The following is a 17,801-nucleotide window of genomic DNA, read 5'->3' on the forward strand; positions in this document are numbered from 1 at the left end:
CTATTTCAGTGTCTGTAAAAATTAGCTAATTCAAGTCTTACCTAATGCCGGGCTCGTCCTTACCGCGCCAGAACTATGATCGGTGTCATGGTAGAAATTCGCATCCATGGGCGAGGCGGCCAAGGCGTGGTGACCGCCTCTGACCTCGTTGCAATGGCCGCGTTCGCCGAGGGTCGTCACGCCCAGGCATTCCCTTCGTTTGGATCCGAGCGCACCGGCGCGCCCGTCGTCGCCTACTGCCGGGTCCGTGAGGAAGAGATCCGCACCCGCGAACCCGTGCTTCATCCGGATCTGCTCATCGTGCAAGATCCCACGCTGCTTGGCATTGTCGATGTGTTTTCGGGGCTGAACCCGCGTGGCTACGTGCTCATCAATTCCTCCAAGCGCAGCGCGGAGCTTGGGCTCACCGAGCGTCAGGCCGAGATGCCGCAGGGCCACTTCATGACGATCCCGGCCGCGGACATCGCGCGCAAACACACCGGGCGCACCGTCCCTAACGCCGTGCTCCTCGGCGCGGCCGCGGCGCTGACCGGCCTGTACAAGATGGAGTCGGTGGCCAAGGCGATCTCTGAGCGCTTCCCCGGGCGGGTAGGCGAGATGAACGTGGCCGCCGCCCAGGAGGCATATGACCTGGTGCTAGCTAAGAAGGAGGCGCTCAATGCTGAAGCAAATTGAGGGATCGCAGGCGATCGCCCAGACCGTGGCCGCGTGCCGGCCCAACGTCGTCGCTGCCTACCCCATCTCACCCCAGACCCACATCGTGGAGGGCCTGTCGGCGATGGTGAAGAAGGGCGAGCTTGAGAACTGTGAGTACATCAACGTCGAGTCGGAGTTCTCGGCCATGTCGGCCTCCATCGGAGCTTCGGCCGTGGGCGCCCGTGCCTACACCGCCACCGCCTCCCAGGGCCTGCTCTACATGGTCGAGGCGGTCTACAATGCCTCCGGACTGGGCCTGCCGATCGTTATGACAGTGGCCAACCGCGCAATCGGCTCGCCGATCAACATCTGGAACGACCACTCGGACGCGATGTCCCAGCGCGATTCTGGCTGGCTGCAGCTGTACGCGAAGGACAACCAGGAAGCGGCGGACCTGCACGTACAGGCCTTCCGGATCGCCGAGGAGCTCTCGCTGCCGGTGATGGTGTGTATGGACGGCTTCATTCTGACCCACGCCGTGGAGCAGGTGGACATCCCCGAGCTGGAACAGGTGGATCGCTTCCTGCCGCCCTACGAGCCGCGCCAGGTGCTCGACCCGGCCGATCCGATCTCGATCGGCGCGATGGTGGGCCCGGAGGCCTTCACCGAGGTGCGCTACCTCGCCCACCACAAGCAGCTTGACGCGCTCGAGCTCATGCCGCGCATCCAGGCCGAGTTCAAGGAGATCTTCGGCCGCGATTCGGGCGGGTTGCTGCACGAGTACAATTGCGAGGACGCGGAAACGATCGTCGTCTGCCTCGGTTCGGTCACGGGCACGCTGCGCGACGTCGTCGACATGCGGCGCGAGGCGGGGGAGAAGATCGGCGTGCTCTCGCTCGTGTCCTTCCGTCCGTTCCCGTCGGCGGCGGTGCGCGAGGTGTTGAAGAACGCCAAGCGCTTCGTGGTGCTGGAGAAGGCGTTCTCGGTGGGCATCGGCGGCATCGTCTCCTCCCACTGCCGGGCGGCCATGCGCGGGCTGCACTTCACCTGCCACGAACTGATCGCGGGCCTGGGCGGGCGCGACATCACGATCGCTTCGCTCAACGCCTACCTGGACAAGGCGGTGCGTGACGAGGTGGAGCACCTGACGTTCCTCGACCTCGACACGGAGCTCGTGGAGCACGAACTGGAGCGCGAGGCGAAGATGCGCAGATCCGGCGCGATTCCGGAAAACATGATCCGCCACTACGCGGAGCGGGCACAGGAAGAAGGTCACGATGACATCCGTTGATTTGCCAAGCCCGGAGTACCGCCAGACGGCGATCCCCTCCCGCGAAGAGGTCAAGTTCTACCAGGTCGGATCCTTCGCGGTGGGCAACCGGTTGGTGGACGGGCAGTACCAGTCGGTCCAATCCGGACCGAACCGCTTCAACTCCCTGACCTCGGGTCACCGCGCCTGCCAGGGCTGCGGCGAAGCGCTCGGCGCCCGCTACGCCCTCGATGCGGCGATGGCGGCGACCGACAACCACGTGGTAGCCATCAACGCCACGGGCTGTCTTGAGGTCTTCTCCACCCCGTATCCCGAAACCTCGTGGAACCTGCCGTGGATGCACTCGCTGTTCGGCAACACGGCTGCCGTTGCCACCGGTGCGGCCGCCGGCCTGAAGGCGATGGGCAAGTCGGACGTGCGGGTGGTGGCCCAGGGCGGCGACGGCGGCACGGTGGACATCGGCTTCGGCCCCCTGTCGGGCATGTTCGAGCGTAACGACGACGTGCTCTACATTTGCTACGACAACGAGGCCTACATGAACACGGGCGTGCAGCGATCGGGCGCCACCCCGCCCACGGCCCGCACGTCCACCACCCAGCCCGTCGGCCCGGAGCCGGGCAATACCTGGGGCCAGGGCAAGGACTTGCCGCGCATTGCGATGGCGCACGAGATCCCCTACGTCGCCACCGCCACGGTGGCTGACCTGCGCGATCTCGAGTACAAGGTGACGAAGGCGATGGGTATGCACGGCGCGCGCTACATCCACATCTTCGTGCCGTGCCCGCTCGGCTGGGGCACCGCCTCCGGAGTTACGGTCAAGGTGGCGCGCCTGGCCACCCAGACTGGCCTGTTTCCGGTCTACGAGGCCGAGTATGGCGAGATCACGTCCGTGTCGAAGATCCGCCGCCCGGCGCCCGTGGAGGACTACCTGCGCCTCCAGCGCCGCTTCGCCCACCTATTCAAGAAGGGCGCGGACCCGGAGGTGATTCGTCGGATCCAGGAAATGGCGGACCGCAATATCAGGAGCTATGACCTGATCGATGACGAGTCGTTGGATGAGTTTGTCAAGTACGAGGGAGACGAATCATGACATCGCTGCGAGACGAGAAGGAAAACCTGCCGTTTGCGATCACCCTCGAGGTGGGCTCCTCGGCGGCGAATCGCACGGGCACGTGGCGCTCGGAGCGGCCGGTCTACGTCAACCTCCTGCCTCCGTGTAACAAGCAGTGCCCGGCGGGGGAGAACATCCAAAAGTGGCTCTACCACACCGAGGAAGGCGACTACGAGGCGGCCTGGCGCGAGATCATGGTCAACAACCCGCTTCCCGCCTGCATGGGCCGCGTGTGCTACCACTCTTGCCAGGTGGCGTGTAACCGCGCCCAGGTGGACGAGGCGGTGGGCATCAACTCGGTTGAGCGCTTCCTTGGTGACAAGGCGATCGAGGAGGGCTGGAAGGTTGAGGTTGCCGCCGCGCCGTCGGGAAAGAAGGTCCTGGTGGTCGGCTCGGGCCCGGCGGGGCTGTCGGCCGCCTACCACCTCGCCCTGCTCGGCCATGAGGTCACGGTGCGGGACTTGGGTGAGAAGCCGGGCGGCATGATGCGCTATGGCATCCCGTCCTACCGCCTCCCGCGCAATATCCTCGACGCGGAGATCCAGCGGATTGCCGACATGGGCGTCACCTTCGAGCAAAACACGCGGGTCGACGACGTCGAGGCCGCACTTGCCGACTTCGACGCGGTCTTCACTGCGGTGGGCGCCCAGATCGGGAAGAACATCAACGTGCCCGCCGGGTCGGCCTCGCACGTGATGGACGCGGTGGACGTGCTGCGCGACGTGGAGGAGGACGGCTTCGCGGCGAATGCTAGCCAGCCACTCCTCGGCCGCGTGGTGGTGGTCTACGGTGGCGGCAATACGGCTGTGGACGCCGCCCGTACGGCCAAGCGCCTGGGCGCCACCGAGTCGGTCATTCTCTACCGCCGCACGCGCGATCGGATGCCGGCCCATGATTCGGAGGTCCAGGAGGCCGAGGAGGAGGGCATCACGATGCGCTGGCTGTCCACAGTGGACCACGTGGATGCCGGCTCGATCAAGATCGAGAAGATGGCCCTGGACGAGAACGGCTTCCCCCAGCCCACCGGCGAGTACGAGGAGCTGGCCGCCGATTCGCTCATCATGGCGCTTGGCCAGCAGTCCGACCTCACGCTCCTCGAGGGAGTGGAGGGCGTGGAGATCAACGACGGCGTCGTCACGGTTTCTGGCCAGATGATGACGGGCCGCCCGGGCGTCTTCGCCGGTGGCGACATGATCAAGGCGGAGAAGAACGTGACCGTGGCGATCGGGCACGGCAAGAAGGCCGCCCGCTACATCGACTCCTGGCTGAGGGGTGGCACGTACGCCCCGGCGGACAAGCACGGGGACGCCACGCTCGATCGGATGGAGACCTGGTACTACTCTGACGCCCCGCACAAGATGCACAAGCGCCTCGAGGGCGCCCGGCGCTCCTCCACCTTCGACGAGGTGGTGATCGGCCTGGACGAGGAGTCGGCGATCTACGAGGCGCGGCGTTGCATGAGTTGCGGCAACTGCTTCGGGTGTGACAACTGCTTCGGCGTGTGCCCGGATAACGCGGTCACGAAGATTGCCTCCGGCGTGTATGAGTTCAAGTACGATTACTGCAAGGGCTGCGGCGTGTGTGCCGAGGAATGCCCGTGTGGAGCGATCTCCATGGTGCCGGAGGAGATTTAGTGAGTCTTTTCGATCCCATCGAGTTACGCGGGTTGCAGGTCCGCAACCGGATCTGGCTGCCGCCGATGTGCCAATATTGCGCGGGGGAGTCGGGGGAGTGGCTGGGTCGGCCGAACGACTGGCACTACCAGCACTACGCCTCCCGCTCTGTGGGCGGCTTTGGCCTCATCACGGTGGAGGCAACGGCGGTCACCCCGGTGGGGCGCATCTCGAACAAGTGCCTGTGCCTGGATGATGAGGCGGATGTGCCGGCCTTCCGGCACATCGCCCGGGTCATCACCCAGCACGGCGGGGTGGCCGCGATCCAGCTCAACCACGCGGGCCGCAAGGCCTCCACGCGGGGTGGGCTCGGTGGTGGCGCGTTACCGCCCGAGGAGGCGTGGGAGACCGTGGGGCCCAGCGCGATTGCGTTCGAGGGCCTGCCCGCTCCGCGGGAGATGACGGAGGCCGAGATCCAGGCCGTTATTGCCCAGTTCGCCTGCTCGGCGAACCTGGCGGTGGAGTCCGGCTTCCAGGCGATCGAGATCCATGCCGCCCACGGCTACCTCATTCACCAGTTCCTCTCCCCGATATCGAATCATCGCGAGGACGCCTGGGGCGGAGACTTCGAGGGCCGCACGCGCCTCCTGCGCGAGGTTGTGCGCGCGGTGCGTGCGGTGATCGGCGACGTGCCGCTCTTCGTGCGGATCTCGGCCACCGACTGGCTGGCGGAGAACTTCGAGGAGGTGGACGGCAGCTACGGGTGGACGCTGCAGGATTCGATCCGGCTGGTGCGCGAGCTTCCCGACGTCGATTTCTGGTCCGTGAGCACGGGCGGTTGTTTCCCCGTTAAGATCCCCGCCGGCCCGGGATACCAGGTCCCTTTCGCCCGCCGGATCCGGGAGGAGACGGGCGCCGTGGTGGGCGCCGCCGGGCAGATCACGAACGCCACGCAGGCCGACGTCGTCGTGTATGAAGAAGAGGCTGACGTGGTCTACGTGGGCCGCGTGGGGCTCCATGACCCGTACGTGCCGCGGCACTGGGCGAAGGTGCTGGATGTGGAGATCCCATGGCCGGACCAGCTAGTGAGGGGCAGGTCGACGCGCTGAAGGGCAAGATTGCAGGAGTGGTCGCGCTGGGAGTGATGGCCGGGATGGTGCGCCGCCGGGGAGTGGCGAAGCAGAACTCGCCTTTCCGCCGGTATTGGGAGCGCCACCTCCAGGCTGAACTGGCCCGCCTTGACCAGATCGCGCAGGTGGGCGGCGAGATGCCACTCATCTACGTGGCGCTCGGGGATTCGGCGGCCCAGGGCCTGGGCGCCCGGGTGGTTCAGGAGGGCTACGTGCCCCGGTTCGCGCGGGCGCTGGAGGAGATGAGCGGGCGCGAGGTCGTGCTGCTTAACCTGTCGCTCTCGGGCGGCACGATCCAGTCGGTGCTCGGTACCCAGCTACCGCAGTTGCGCGGGCTCAAGGTGGCGGGCGAGCCGTTGCGCCCTGACGTCGTCAGCCTCGACATCGGCGGCAACGACGTGCTCCAGCCGTGGCTGAGCCAGGATGAGTTTGCCGCTTACGTCGAGCGTCTGGAGGGCGAGCTGCCCGCCGGCTCGTTCGTCATGAATATCCCCTCGTTCGGGGTGATGACGGCCGACGCGCGGGCGGAGGAGTTCTCGGCCAGCATCGATCGGCTCGAGTCTCACCGCGTCGTCGACATCCGCAGTATCTCTCAGAGCCTGCCGATGGCCACCTACCTGTTTTCCTACCATGCGATCGACCTCTTCCACCCCAACAGCCCGTGGTATGCGGTGTGGGTGCAGGAGCTTGCCGACGCCGTGGCGCACGACCAGGGTTGGGAGCGCACCGAGGTGGCGGAGCTCGGGACCTGGAGCGGGCCGATCGCGCGGACGTGAGTTGGGCGACGGCGTCGTTGCGCGGGCCACAGTGGACCGAAATCGCCCCGGGCTGGCTCAATGATTAGACTTGGAGCGTAAACCCGCGCCTGCGGGGGCAAGGAAAGGTAGACATGACTCTCAGTCCACTCGACGAGGCCGGGATCGCGCAGGCGGTGGCCGATGCGCGAGACGCATTCGCACGTGCGTCGAGCCTCGATGAATTGAAGGCGGCGCGCCTGGCCCACAGCGGAGACAACGCGCCGATCACGCACGCGAATATGCAGATTCGCAACCTGGATAAGGCCGACAAGCCGGTGGCCGGCAAGCTCATGGGCGCGGCCCGCAAAGACATTCAGGCGGCGTTGGCCGTGGCGGCCGCGCGTCTGGAGGCGGCCGACCAGGAGCGCGTGCTGCGCGAGGAGCGCGTGGACGTCACGGTGCCGACCAGGCGCGCGCCGCTGGGTGCCCGCCACCCGCTGCCCGTGCTCATGGAGGACATCTGCGACCTCTTCGTGGCCATGGGCTGGGAGGTGGCCGAGGGCCCCGAGGTGGAAAACGAGTGGTTTAACTTCGACGCGCTGAACTTCGGCCCGGATCATCCGGCACGCCAGATGCAGGACACGTTCTATGTGCGCAGCGTGGAGCGCGTGGGAGCGGCCGGCGAGGAGAAGGTGGCGGATGCTACGGGTCTGGTGCTGCGCACGCACACCTCGCCGGTGCAGTCCCACGTCATGCTGGACCGCGGTGAGCCGCCGATCTACGTGGTGTGCCCGGGCAAGGTCTTCCGCACCGATGCCCTCGATGCCACCCACACCCCGGTCTTCCACCAGATCGAGGGCCTGGCGGTGGACAAGGGTCTGACGATGGAGCATCTCAAGGGCACGCTCGATCACTTCGCCAAGGGCATGTTCGGCCCGGAGGCGCGCACGCGCCTGCGCCCGTCGTTCTTCCCGTTCACCGAGCCGAGCGCGGAGATGGACCTGTGGTTCCCGCAGAAGAAGGGCGGCCCGGGCTGGATCGAGTGGGGTGGCTGCGGCATGGTCAACCCGGAGGTGCTGCGCAACGCGGGTATTGACCCGGACCTCTACACGGGCTTCGCCTTCGGCATGGGCATCGAGCGCACGCTCATGCTGCGCAACTCCATCGACGACATGCGCGACATGGTGGAGGGCGACGTGCGCTTCTCCGCCCAGTTCGCCGCGACCGGAAGGGGCAACTAATGCCGAGGATCGATATTGATTGGCTCTCCGACCACGTTGAGGTCCCGGCCGGCCTCACGGCCGAGCAGCTCGCAGCTGACCTGGTGCGTGTGGGCCTGGAGGAAGAGGAAATCCACCGCCCGGACGTGACCGGGCCGATTGTCGTCGGGCGCGTGCTGACGCTGGAGAAGAACGAGCAGAAGAACGGCAAGCTCATCAACTACTGCCGCGTGGATGTGGGCGCGCATAACGACGCCCCGGGCGAGGGCAAGGAGCCCTCGGAACTGGCCTCGCGCGGCATTATTTGCGGCGCTCACAACTTCGTCGAGGGCGATTACGTGGTGGTCTCGCTTCCGGGCGCCGTATTGCCGGGTGATTTCCGCATCGCGGCGCGTAAGACGTACGGGCACGTCTCGGACGGCATGATCTGCTCGAAGGCCGAGCTGGGCCTGGGCGAGGATCACGACGGCATTATCGTGCTCGCCTCCAGCCCGGAGGAGGCCGCCGAGCGCGGCATCCCGGCGGTGGGTGAGGACGTGCTCGACTACCTTGGCCTCGCCGGCGAGGTGCTGGAGATCAACGTGACCCCGGACCGCGGCTACTGCTTCGCCATGCGCGGCGTGGCCCGCGAGTTCGCCCACTCCACGGGCGCCCGCTTCACCGACCTGGGGCTCGAGGAAAACCTTTCCGCCCCGCTGCCGACACCCACGGAGGACGGCTTCCTGGTGGAGGTGGACGACGCGGCGCCGATCCACGGCGTTCCGGGCTGTGACCGCTTCGTTACGCGCATCGTGCGGGGGATCAAACCGCAGGCCGCCTCGCCGGCGTGGATGCGGGAGCGTCTGTTGGCTGCGGGCATGCGCTCGATCTCGCTGGCGGTGGACGTGACTAACTACGTCATGCTCGACCTCGGCCAGCCGCTACACGCCTACGACCTCGACACGCTCGTGGCCCCGATCGTGGTGCGGCGGGCCAACGACGGCGAAACCCTTGTCACGCTGGACGGCGTGGAGCGCGCGCTCGGCGGGGACGATCTGCTCATTACCGATTCCGAGGGCGGGCGCGGGGCGCGCGTGATCGGCCTGGCCGGCACGATGGGCGGCCTGGACACGGAGATCACGGATGCGACCACGAACGTCCTCATCGAGGCGGCCCACTTCGATCCCGTCTCCGTGGCGCGAATGGCCCGCAAGCATAAGTTGCCCTCGGAGGCCTCCAAGCGTTTCGAGCGTGGCGTGGACCCGCGGGTGGCCGGCGTTGCCGCCCAGCGCGTGGCCGAGCTCCTCGTGGAGTTCGGCGGCGGGAGGATCGATGAGGCGAACTCGGATTACGATCAGACTACTCTGCCCGAGCTGCTCACCTTCGACATCTTCGAGGTCGCCCGCCTCACGGGCCTTGACCTCGGCCGCGAGCGGATCGTGGAGATCCTCGAGCAGATCGGTTGCGCCGTGTCGGGCGACGACGCCCTGTTGGTCACCCCGCCCACGTGGCGACCGGACCTCACGGGCCCGGCGCACCTGGTCGAGGAAGTGGCCCGGCTGGTGGGCTATGACGAGATCCCGTCCTGGTTGCCGGCCGCACCCGCAGGTGCGGGCCTGCGCCCGGCCCAGCGCCACCGCCGCGACATTAGCCGTGCGCTCGCCGAGGCCGGCTGGACCGAGGTGCTGTCCTACCCGTTCGTCTCCGCCGAGGCGTTTGCGAAGCAGGGCATTGCTGACGACGACGATCGCCGGCTCGCGATCCGGCTGGCCAACCCGCTGCAGGAGGAGGCTCCTTACATGCGCACCTCGCTCCTTGATTCGTTGTTGGAGACTGCGCGCATGAACGTGGCGCGCGGCAACCCGACCGTGGCGGTGTTCGAGGCCGGGGTTGTCACGCGGCCCACCGGCATTGCGCTGGCGGCGAATCCGGGCGTGGGTAAGCGGCCCGATCCCGAGGCGCTGGAGGCGCTCCTCGCCTCGATCCCGCCCCAGCCGCATCACGTGGCGGGCGTGGCGATCCCGGCGGTCACCCAGGCTGCGGCGGATCTGCCGGCCCAGACCTGGAACTGGCGCGACGCGGTGGAGGCGGTCAAGACCGCCGCCCGCACGATCGATCTCACGCTCGGGGTCGCGAATGCCGAGTACGCGCCATTCCACCCGGGCCGGTGTGCCGAGCTCGCCGTGGGCGGGGCCGTGATCGGGTATGCGGGCGAGCTGGACCCGCGCGTGTGCAAGGCCTTCGAGCTGCCCGCCCGCACGGTGGCCTTCGAATTCGACCTGGATGCGCTCATCGAGGCGCGCGGCGGTGATCCGATCGCGGTGGCGCCCGTCTTCACCCATCCGGTGGCCAAGGAGGACTTCGCCCTCGTTGTCGATGAGCAGGTGACGGCCGCGGAGGTGGAAAAGGTGCTGGCCGAGGCGGCGGGGGAGATCCTTGAGGAGATCCGCCTCTTCGACGTTTACACCGGCGATCAGATCGACGAGGGTAAGAAGTCCCTCGCCTTCGCCCTCCGCTTCCGCGGGGATCACACCCTGCCTGCTGAGGAGATCTCCCAGGTGCGCAACCGGGTGATCAAGGCCGCGAAGAAGGCATTCGATGCGCAGCTACGGATGTGATTGCGGTTGACCGACACGCGGGCCCTGCCACTCGGCAGGGCCCGCGCCCATAGGATGGTGTTATGGCGAAGAACAAAGGTGCAACCCGGGCGCTCCAGGCCCTGAACCGGACCGGCGTGGACTACGAGCTCATCGAATACGAGCACTCGGAGCAGATGGACGGCGGTTACGCGCTCGACACCTCGCGCGTGCTCGGGATTGACCCGCACATGATCTTCAAGACGCTCATGGTGAGTGTGGATGGCCACCCCGTGGTCGCCGTTGTGCCCGCGTCGGGGCGGTTGAGCCTCAAGGCGCTGGCGAAGGCCGCGGGCGGCAAGTCCGCTGCGATGATTGCTCCGCACGACGCCGAAAAACTCACCGGGTACGTCACGGGCGGGATCTCGCCGCTCGGGCAGAACCGCCAGTTGCCCACGTGGATCGATTCCTCGGCGCAGACTTTGGATCGCTTCGTCGTCTCGGCGGGCAAGCGCACCCTGTCGGTAGCAATGAGCCCGGCTGATCTGGCCGGGCTCACGCGGGCGCAATTTGCGCCGATTGGCACCTGATTACTTCATGCCGCCGAAGAACTTCTCCCACGGCATGTCGAGCGGGGCATCCTTCTCGATGATCTGGTAGAGGTAGCGGCATAGTGGGAAGTCCTCGGGCTTGATCACGCCGCGCTCGGTGAGCGGCTCAAGCGCGCCGCCGATCACGCGGATCGCCTGGACGCCCTCGAGAGTCACGCCCTTCATCAGTGAGTCGCGCACCTCGGAGAACGGGACGCCCTCGCCCACGAACGTGCCCGCCTTGACGTTGCGTCCGCCGGCGGAGGTGACATACATGTCGCCCACGCCCGCCAGGCCGTCGGCCGTCTCGGGCTTGCCGCCAAGCAGGGTCATGAACTGGCGAAGCTCGGTCTGGCCCTGGCCGAACACGGCCGCGTTGTAGTTGAAGCGCACGTAGCGGTCATCCTGCTTGCCTTCCTTGCGCAGGAGCCCGGCGCCGAGGCCGGCGGCGAAGGCGTAGATGTTCTTCGTGGCGGCGCCGATCTCGCACCCGCGGAAGTCGGTGGAGGTCCACACGTGGTAGTAGTCCGTGCGGAACAGGTCGGCCAGGTAGTCGAGCGAGTCCTGGTCCTCGCCGGCGAAGATGACGCACGTGTCGTGGTGGACGGCCACCTCGCCCGCGATCGACGGGCCCACAATAGCGTTCCAGGTCACGGAGTTGGCCAGGTCCTCGTCGAAGTAGGAGCGCAGCACGTCCGGGAGTAGGTGGAGCGTGCCGTCGTCGTCGGCCTCCATGCCCTTGGTGACGTTGAGGACCTTCATGCCGGGCCTCACCAGCTTGGCCAGGCGCTCGCCCGCCCAGCGCACGCCGAAGGAGTTGACGCCGGACATCGCCACGTCGGCGCCCTCGAAGGCGGCCTCGGCGTCCTCGAGCTGGTAAGCCACCACCTTGTCGTTGACCTTGAGGTCGAGGTCGGGGTGGACGCCCGTGGTCTGGATCGACTCGATGATGTCACGATCGAGATGGGTGCCAACGAGGTTGACCTTGTGGCCGTTCTCCGTGAGCGGGAAGGTGAGGGCGGTGGCCATGATGCCGGCGCCGAGAATTGCGATGGTTGCCATTTAGTTCTCCTTCGAGGTGTAGGCCAAGATTGCCTCGGCCGTGTAGGTGTCGATAATGAATATTTGGGCAAGCTTGGCGCGGGCGGCCGCCACCATGGCGGGCGCCTTCTCCACCTCGCCGGCCACCGCCACCGAGAGGTGGGCCTGGGCGAGGTTGCGTAGCGGGTAGGCGATCGTGCGCCGTTCGAGCTGGGCGGAGATGGGGTTCCCGTCGGCGTCGACGTAGTGGGAGAGGATGTCTCCCACCGAGCCCTTGCGCCGCAGCATGTCGATGGTCTCTTCCGGGATGAATCCCGATTCGACCAGCACGGACTCCTTGGAGACCGTGCCGGGGGAGTAGACGACGAGGTCCGCTCCGGCGGCGCCCTCGAAGATCCGGTGATGGAGGGTTCGGCCATGAGCTGCGGGCCGAGGTCCGGGTTGCCGATGATCGTGGGGGCCGGGAGCGTGAACGCGGTGCCGGGGGCCTTGCGTGCCATGGCGGAGATGGAGGATGAGACCTCGTTGTCGCCGTGGTGGGTGGGCCCGCCGTTCGTTTGGTAGACGCGGATGCCGGGTGACCAGTGCTCTGGCAGCGCGGTGGCGAGCGCGGTCATCGTGCGCCCCCAGGCCACGGCGAGGGAGCGGATGGGCGCGCGGCTCATGAGGAACTGGGCGGTGGCGCGGGCCACCACCTGGCGCCCATCGCCGTTCTTCGACGGCACGACGATCGCGCGCTTGAGTCGCAGCTGCTCGGCGATTTGCATCTCGAGGTGGTGGGTCTGGATGCGCGGGTGGTTGATCGTGATGGTGACGAGCCCGGTTTGGCGTGCCTCGTCGATGAGGCGGCCGATCGTCCAGCGGGTGTATCCCAGGCGTGTGCCGATGGCCTGTTGGGTGAGGCCCTCCATGTAGTAGAGGTAGGCGGCCTCGAACATGAGGTCATCGCGAGACGAATGCGGCATTGCTTTCTTCATGTCTTGAGTTTCTCAACAATCCACTCATATGGGTAGGCTTTTACATAAAGGGCTCTTAAGTGCACTGGGTTCGGTGTCTGTTCTCACAGTGGACGCCAGTGGAGAAAAATGCGCCGGAGCGTATAGTTATACGTATGACGTACTCTGTTGCTATCGCTGGCGTCACCGGATATGCAGGTGGCGAGGTCGCGCGCGTACTCGCCGCACACCCTGACATGAAGGTCGCCACCGTCGCCGCACACAGCTCGCGCGGCACGCTCGGTGAGCACCAGAGGCACCTGTGGCCATTGCGACACCTTGAGATCCAGTCGCTTGAGGCGGAGGTGCTCGCTGATCACGACGTCGTCGTCCTCGGCCTTCCCCACGGCGCGTCGGCTGCGATCACGGCACAGATCGAGCAGATCAATCCGGACGCCCTCATCATTGACCTCGGCGCCGACCACCGGCTGACCGACCCGGTGGCCTGGGAGCGCTACTACCACTCGGAGGCGGCCGAGCCGTGGACGTACGGCATGCCCGAGCTCATCCGCGCCACGGGGCTCACCCAGCGCGAGCTGCTCTGCGCGACGCGCCGCATCGCCGCCCCCGGCTGCAACGCCTCGGCTGTTACCTTCGCCGCCCAGCCGGCGATCGCCGCCGGGCTGGCAAGCGGGGAGGACATCGTGGCGATCCTCTCAGTGGGATACTCGGGCGCGGGCAAGTCGCCCAAAACCCACCTGTTGGCCTCCGAGGCCATCGAGTCGGCCACGCCCTACGCCGTTGGCGGCACCCACCGCCACATCCCAGAGATCGCGCAGAACCTCATCACGGCCGGCGCGCCGGCCGTGAGCCTGTCCTTCACCCCCGTCCTCGTGCCGATGTCGCGCGGCATCCTCGCCACGGTCTCGATCCCGGTGGAGGGCGTGAGCCCGGAGCGCGTGCTCGAGGCCTACCGGGGCGCCTACGCCGACGAGCCCTTCGTCACGTGGTCGCCCGACTGGCCTTCCACGGGCATCGTGGCGGGCTCCAACCTTGCGCTCGTCCACGCCGAGCTCGACGCCGACGCGCGGCGCATCACCGCGATCTGCGCGATCGACAATCTGGTCAAGGGCACCGCCGGGGCGGCCACCCAGTCGATGAATCTGGCCCTCGGCCTTCCCGAAACAACCGGCCTGTCCCAGATTGGAGTAGCGCCATGATTCTCTTTACCGACACCGCCGCGGACGTCCAGCCCCTCGGCGTCACGGCCCCGCAGGGCTTCCGGGCGGCGGGCGTGCGCGCGGGGCTGAAGAGCGCCGGGCGCGACGTCGCGCTCGTCGTCAACGACGGCCCGCAGCCGACCTCGGCCATGGTCCTCACCTCCAACCGCGTCTACGCCGCGCCCGTGCGTTGGATGAAGCAGATCGCAGGCGGCACGCAGACCGCCGCCGTCATCAACTCGGGCGGTGCGAACGCAGCCACCGGCCAGCCCGGCTTCGAGGACACGGTGACCACCGCCCGCCATACCGCGGCCATGCTCGGGCGGGAGCCCGAGGAGGTGGCAGTGTGCTCCACCGGGCTCATCGGCGAGCGCTTGCCGATGAGCAAGCTGCTCGCGGGCATCGCCGATGCCGGGGCTCACCTCAGCGCTGACGCCGGAGCCGATGCCGCCGAGGCGATCTGCACCACCGACACGGTCAGCAAACAGGCCGGTATCGCCGGGCCGTACACGATTGGCGGGATGGCCAAGGGCGCGGGCATGCTCGCCCCGGGCATGGCCACGATGATCTGCGTCATCACCACCGACGCGGTGCTGACCAATGCGCAAGCCCAGGAGGCACTGGAGGCCGCGGTGGCGGCGTCGTTTAACCGGATCGACTCCGACGGGGCAATGTCCACGAACGACACGGTGCTCCTGCTCGCCAGCGGCGCCTCCGGCGTCGTGCCCGAGGACTTCACGGGGCAGCTTACGGCGGTGGCCCAGTCGCTGGCGCGCAAGCTCATCGCGGACGCCGAGGGCGCTTCGCACGACGTGCTCATCCGCGTGGTCGGTGCCAGCTCGCAGGAGGCCGGGCTCGCGGTGGCCCGCGCCGTGTCCCGCTCGAACCTGCTCAAGGCCGCGATTTTCGGCAACGACCCGAACTGGGGGCGCGTCATTGCCCAGGTGGGCACCGTCCCTGCGGACGTGGCGCCCTACGACGCCGACGCGCTGGACGTGTATTTCAATGGCGTGCAGGTGTGCCTGGCCGGGGGTGTGGGCGAGGACCGGACCCTGGTGGACCTGGCCTCGAACCGGGAGGTCGCGATCGAGATCGACCTGCATGCTGGAGAGGAGGTCGTTGAGCTGTGGACCAACGACCTCACGCACGACTACGTCCACGAGAATTCGGCATATTCGACATGAGCATCTTGAATCGCCTGGCCGGCGCCCAACAGAAGGCCGAAATCCTCATCGAGGCCCTGCCCTGGATCAACGAGTTCGCAGGGCACCGCGTGGTAGTCAAGTACGGCGGCAACGCCATGATCAACGACGAGCTCAAGCGGGCGTTCGCCAAGGACATCCTCTTCATGCACTCAGTTGGCCTGTACCCGATTGTGGTGCACGGCGGCGGGCCGCAGATCAACTCGATGCTCGAACGCGTGGGCATCCAATCCGAGTTCCGCGGCGGGCTGCGCGTGACCGACCGCGAGACGATGAATGTGGTGCGCATGGTTTTGACCGGCCAGGTCCAGCGCGAGCTGGTCTCCCTGCTCAACGTGGACGGGCCGCGCGCGATCGGCTTCTCGGGCGAGGACGCGGGCTTGCTGTCCGCGCGTCGGCGTAAGGCTGAGGTCGGGGGCAAGAAGATCGACATCGGGCACGTGGGCAACATCGTCTCCATCAACGTCGCCTCCCTCGACCACATGCTTGCCTCCGGACACATCCCCGTCATCTCGACCGTGGCCACCGACGTCGACAACCCCGAGGACGTGCTCAACGTCAACGCCGACACGGCCGCGGGAGCGATCGCCGACGCCGCCGGCGCGGATAAGCTCATCATCCTCACCGATGTGGAGGGCCTCTACCTCGACTGGCCGGACAAGTCCTCACTCGTGTCCGAGATCCACCCCGACGACCTGCGCGCCCTCCTGCCCTCCCTCGATTCGGGGATGAAGCCGAAGATGGAGGCAGCGCTGAAGGCGGTGGAGCGCGGCGTGCCCAAGGCGCATATCATTGACGGGCGGATGGCTCATTCCATCCTGCTCGAGATCTTTACCAACGCCGGCATCGGCACCCAGGTCACGGCCGCTGCCCCGCGCGGTGTGGTGGGCCAGAAGGAGGCCAAGTGAATCGCGACCTGTATCCCCAGCGGATGATGAACGCCTTCGGCGATCCGCAGCTGGTCATCGACCGTGGCGAGGGCGTCTACGTCTTTGACGAGGAGGGCAAGCGCTACCTCGACCTGCTCGCTGGTATCGCCGTCAACGCCCTCGGCTACGCTCACCCCGCCATCACCCGCGCGCTCACCGAGCAGGCGGGCAAGGCCACTCACGTGTCGAACTTCTTCGCCACGGCCCCGCAACTCGAGCTGGCCGGCGCTATCCAGCGCATGCTGTCCGACGACGGCTACGTGGGCGCCTCAGCCCGCGTCTTCTTCTGCAACTCGGGCGCCGAGGCGAACGAGGCCGCAATCAAGATGGCCCGCCTGCACAAGCCGCGCGGCACGATCATCGCGCTCAAGGGCGGCTTCCATGGCCGCACGCTCGGCGCCCTGTCGATCACGCACAAGCCCGCGATCCGTGAGCCCTTCGAGCCACTCGGAGGGAACGTCCTCTTCATCGATCCCACGATCGAGGCCCTCGAGGCCGCTTTCGACGACGACGTGGCCGCCATTTTCGTCGAGACCATCCAGGGCGAGGCCGGCGTGGTTCCCCTCGAGGGTGACTTCCTGCGCCGCGCCCGCGCGCTCGCCGAACGCTTCGGGGCCCTGCTCGTGGTGGACGAGGTCCAGACCGGCGTGGGCCGTACCGGGCGCTGGTTCGCTCATTCGGGCATCGTCAAGGCCGACGTCATCACGATGGCGAAGGGCCTGGGCGGGGGCGTGCCGATCGGTGCCGTCGTCGGAATTGAAAAGACCGGGCGCCTGCTTACCCCCGGTAGCCACGGCACCACGTTTGGCGGCAACCCGCTGGCGTGTGCGGCGGCGAACGCCGTGGTGGGCGAAGTGGCGGGGCTCTTCGAGCACGTACGGGCTACCGGGGAGTGGCTGCGCGGCCATCTCGAGGCGCGGGGCTTCGAGGTGCGCGGGGCGGGACTGCTGCTCGGCGTCGTCGTCGAAAACGCCCCGGCTCTCCAGACGGAACTGCTGGAGAAGGGCTTCATCGTCAACGCGCCGAACGCCACCACGATCCGGCTGGCGCCGCCGCTCATCATCACGCAAGATGAATTGGCACCTTTCATCGAAGAAATGGAGACACACTCGTGACAGGAACCATGGTGACCAAGGCGGCCCGGCTCGCCCGCATCATCACGATGGTCGAATCCCAGCCCATCGGCTCGCAGGCCGAGTTGCGGGCGCTGCTGGCCGACGAAGGCATCATCGTCACCCAGGCTACGCTCTCGCGAGACCTCGACGAGTTGCAGGCACGCAAGGTTCCCGACGGCGCCGGCGGGCGCTACTACAAGATCCCCAGCCCCGGGGTGGCCGGAGAGGCTGACGCACCCGCGGGCTTCCACCTGGAGCGCTGGGCGCGCGAGGTCATGGTGTCGGCCAAGTCGGCCGGTAACCAGATCGTCCTTCGCACCCCGCCCGGGGCGGCCCAACTACTGGCCTCGGCGCTGGATCGCGCTGTGCTCGACGGCGTGCTCGGCTGTATCGCGGGTGATGACACCGTGCTCATCATTACTGAATCCACCAAACGTGCCGACGAGCTGCTGAGCCACCTCATCGACATCGCCCACTCTTCCTCAAATAACTAGAAA

The 17,801-nt window shown here is 67.2% G+C and carries 15 protein-coding genes and 1 pseudogene; 14 read left to right on the forward strand and 2 right to left on the reverse strand.

Features of this window, described 5'->3' with window-relative positions; genetic code table 11:
- Nucleotides 1-87 precede the first annotated feature (87 nt).
- The 9 genes from AQZ59_RS06315 to ybaK all read left to right on the forward strand — a co-directional run bounded on the left by AQZ59_RS06315 (nucleotide 88) and on the right by ybaK (nucleotide 10,862).
- Nucleotides 88-675 carry a 2-oxoacid:acceptor oxidoreductase family protein gene (locus AQZ59_RS06315; protein ID WP_062613824.1) on the forward strand — a complete coding sequence of 196 codons (588 nt, stop codon included), beginning with the start codon at nucleotides 88-90 and terminating at the stop codon, nucleotides 673-675.
- Nucleotides 659-1,927, forward strand: a complete 1,269-nt coding sequence (locus tag AQZ59_RS06320; RefSeq protein WP_062613825.1) for a transketolase C-terminal domain-containing protein — start codon at nucleotides 659-661, stop codon at nucleotides 1,925-1,927. The genes AQZ59_RS06315 and AQZ59_RS06320 overlap by 17 nt, the downstream gene beginning before the upstream one ends.
- Nucleotides 1,914-2,996, forward strand: coding sequence for a thiamine pyrophosphate-dependent enzyme (locus tag AQZ59_RS06325; RefSeq protein WP_062613826.1), 1,083 nt, complete (start codon nucleotides 1,914-1,916; stop codon nucleotides 2,994-2,996). The genes AQZ59_RS06320 and AQZ59_RS06325 overlap by 14 nt, the downstream gene beginning before the upstream one ends.
- Nucleotides 2,993-4,651, forward strand: coding sequence for an NAD(P)-binding protein (locus tag AQZ59_RS06330; protein WP_062613827.1), 1,659 nt, complete (start codon nucleotides 2,993-2,995; stop codon nucleotides 4,649-4,651). The genes AQZ59_RS06325 and AQZ59_RS06330 overlap by 4 nt, the downstream gene beginning before the upstream one ends.
- Entirely contained in the window at nucleotides 4,651-5,739 is a 1,089-nt protein-coding gene (locus tag AQZ59_RS06335) for an NADH:flavin oxidoreductase/NADH oxidase (RefSeq protein WP_218837031.1), read from the forward strand. Before AQZ59_RS06330 ends, AQZ59_RS06335 begins: the two co-directional genes overlap by 1 nt.
- Entirely contained in the window at nucleotides 5,700-6,536 is an 837-nt protein-coding gene (locus AQZ59_RS06340) for an SGNH/GDSL hydrolase family protein (protein WP_082661202.1), read from the forward strand. Before AQZ59_RS06335 ends, AQZ59_RS06340 begins: the two co-directional genes overlap by 40 nt.
- 113 nt (nucleotides 6,537-6,649) lie before the next feature.
- A complete protein-coding gene (pheS, locus tag AQZ59_RS06345) occupies nucleotides 6,650-7,738 on the forward strand; it encodes a phenylalanine--tRNA ligase subunit alpha (protein ID WP_062613830.1) in 1,089 nt (362 codons plus the stop codon).
- Nucleotides 7,738-10,314 (forward strand): phenylalanine--tRNA ligase subunit beta, encoded by a 2,577-nt coding sequence (gene pheT, locus AQZ59_RS06350; protein WP_062613831.1) that lies wholly within the window; start codon nucleotides 7,738-7,740, stop codon nucleotides 10,312-10,314. Before pheS ends, pheT begins: the two co-directional genes overlap by 1 nt.
- Nucleotides 10,315-10,376: 62 nt before the next feature.
- On the forward strand, nucleotides 10,377-10,862 hold the full coding sequence (ybaK, locus tag AQZ59_RS06355; protein ID WP_062613832.1) for a Cys-tRNA(Pro) deacylase: 486 nt from the start codon (nucleotides 10,377-10,379) through the stop codon (nucleotides 10,860-10,862).
- On the opposite strand, the gene AQZ59_RS06360 is transcribed toward ybaK, so the two are convergent.
- Together AQZ59_RS06360 and AQZ59_RS09185 are read right to left on the reverse strand one after the other, a co-directional pair.
- Complete coding sequence (locus AQZ59_RS06360; RefSeq protein WP_062613833.1) at nucleotides 10,863-11,924, reverse strand: NAD(P)H-dependent glycerol-3-phosphate dehydrogenase; 1,062 nt, start codon at nucleotides 11,922-11,924, stop codon at nucleotides 10,863-10,865.
- Nucleotides 11,925-12,880 (reverse strand): annotated as a pseudogene (locus AQZ59_RS09185) (sugar-binding transcriptional regulator). It lies immediately after the preceding gene.
- Nucleotides 12,881-13,014: 134 nt separating this feature from the next.
- On the opposite strand from AQZ59_RS09185, the gene argC reads away from it, so the two are divergent.
- From argC to AQZ59_RS09695, 5 genes are read left to right on the forward strand one after another with little or no spacing between them, the layout of a single operon-like run.
- A complete protein-coding gene (gene argC, locus AQZ59_RS06375; protein ID WP_062613836.1) occupies nucleotides 13,015-14,058 on the forward strand; it encodes an N-acetyl-gamma-glutamyl-phosphate reductase in 1,044 nt (347 codons plus the stop codon).
- On the forward strand, nucleotides 14,055-15,242 hold the full coding sequence (argJ, locus tag AQZ59_RS06380) for a bifunctional glutamate N-acetyltransferase/amino-acid acetyltransferase ArgJ (protein ID WP_062613837.1): 1,188 nt from the start codon (nucleotides 14,055-14,057) through the stop codon (nucleotides 15,240-15,242). The genes argC and argJ overlap by 4 nt, the downstream gene beginning before the upstream one ends.
- Nucleotides 15,239-16,168 carry an acetylglutamate kinase gene (gene argB / locus AQZ59_RS06385; RefSeq protein WP_201783166.1) on the forward strand — a complete coding sequence of 310 codons (930 nt, stop codon included), beginning with the start codon at nucleotides 15,239-15,241 and terminating at the stop codon, nucleotides 16,166-16,168. Before argJ ends, argB begins: the two co-directional genes overlap by 4 nt.
- Nucleotides 16,165-17,304, forward strand: coding sequence for an acetylornithine transaminase (locus AQZ59_RS06390; RefSeq protein WP_068538998.1), 1,140 nt, complete (start codon nucleotides 16,165-16,167; stop codon nucleotides 17,302-17,304). Before argB ends, AQZ59_RS06390 begins: the two co-directional genes overlap by 4 nt.
- Entirely contained in the window at nucleotides 17,301-17,798 is a 498-nt protein-coding gene (locus AQZ59_RS09695) for an arginine repressor (RefSeq protein WP_308802793.1), read from the forward strand. Before AQZ59_RS06390 ends, AQZ59_RS09695 begins: the two co-directional genes overlap by 4 nt.
- The last annotated feature ends 3 nt before the right edge of the window (nucleotides 17,799-17,801 follow it).

This window comes from Trueperella bernardiae, assembly GCF_001469025.1.
Taxonomy (GTDB): domain Bacteria; phylum Actinomycetota; class Actinomycetes; order Actinomycetales; family Actinomycetaceae; genus Trueperella; species Trueperella bernardiae.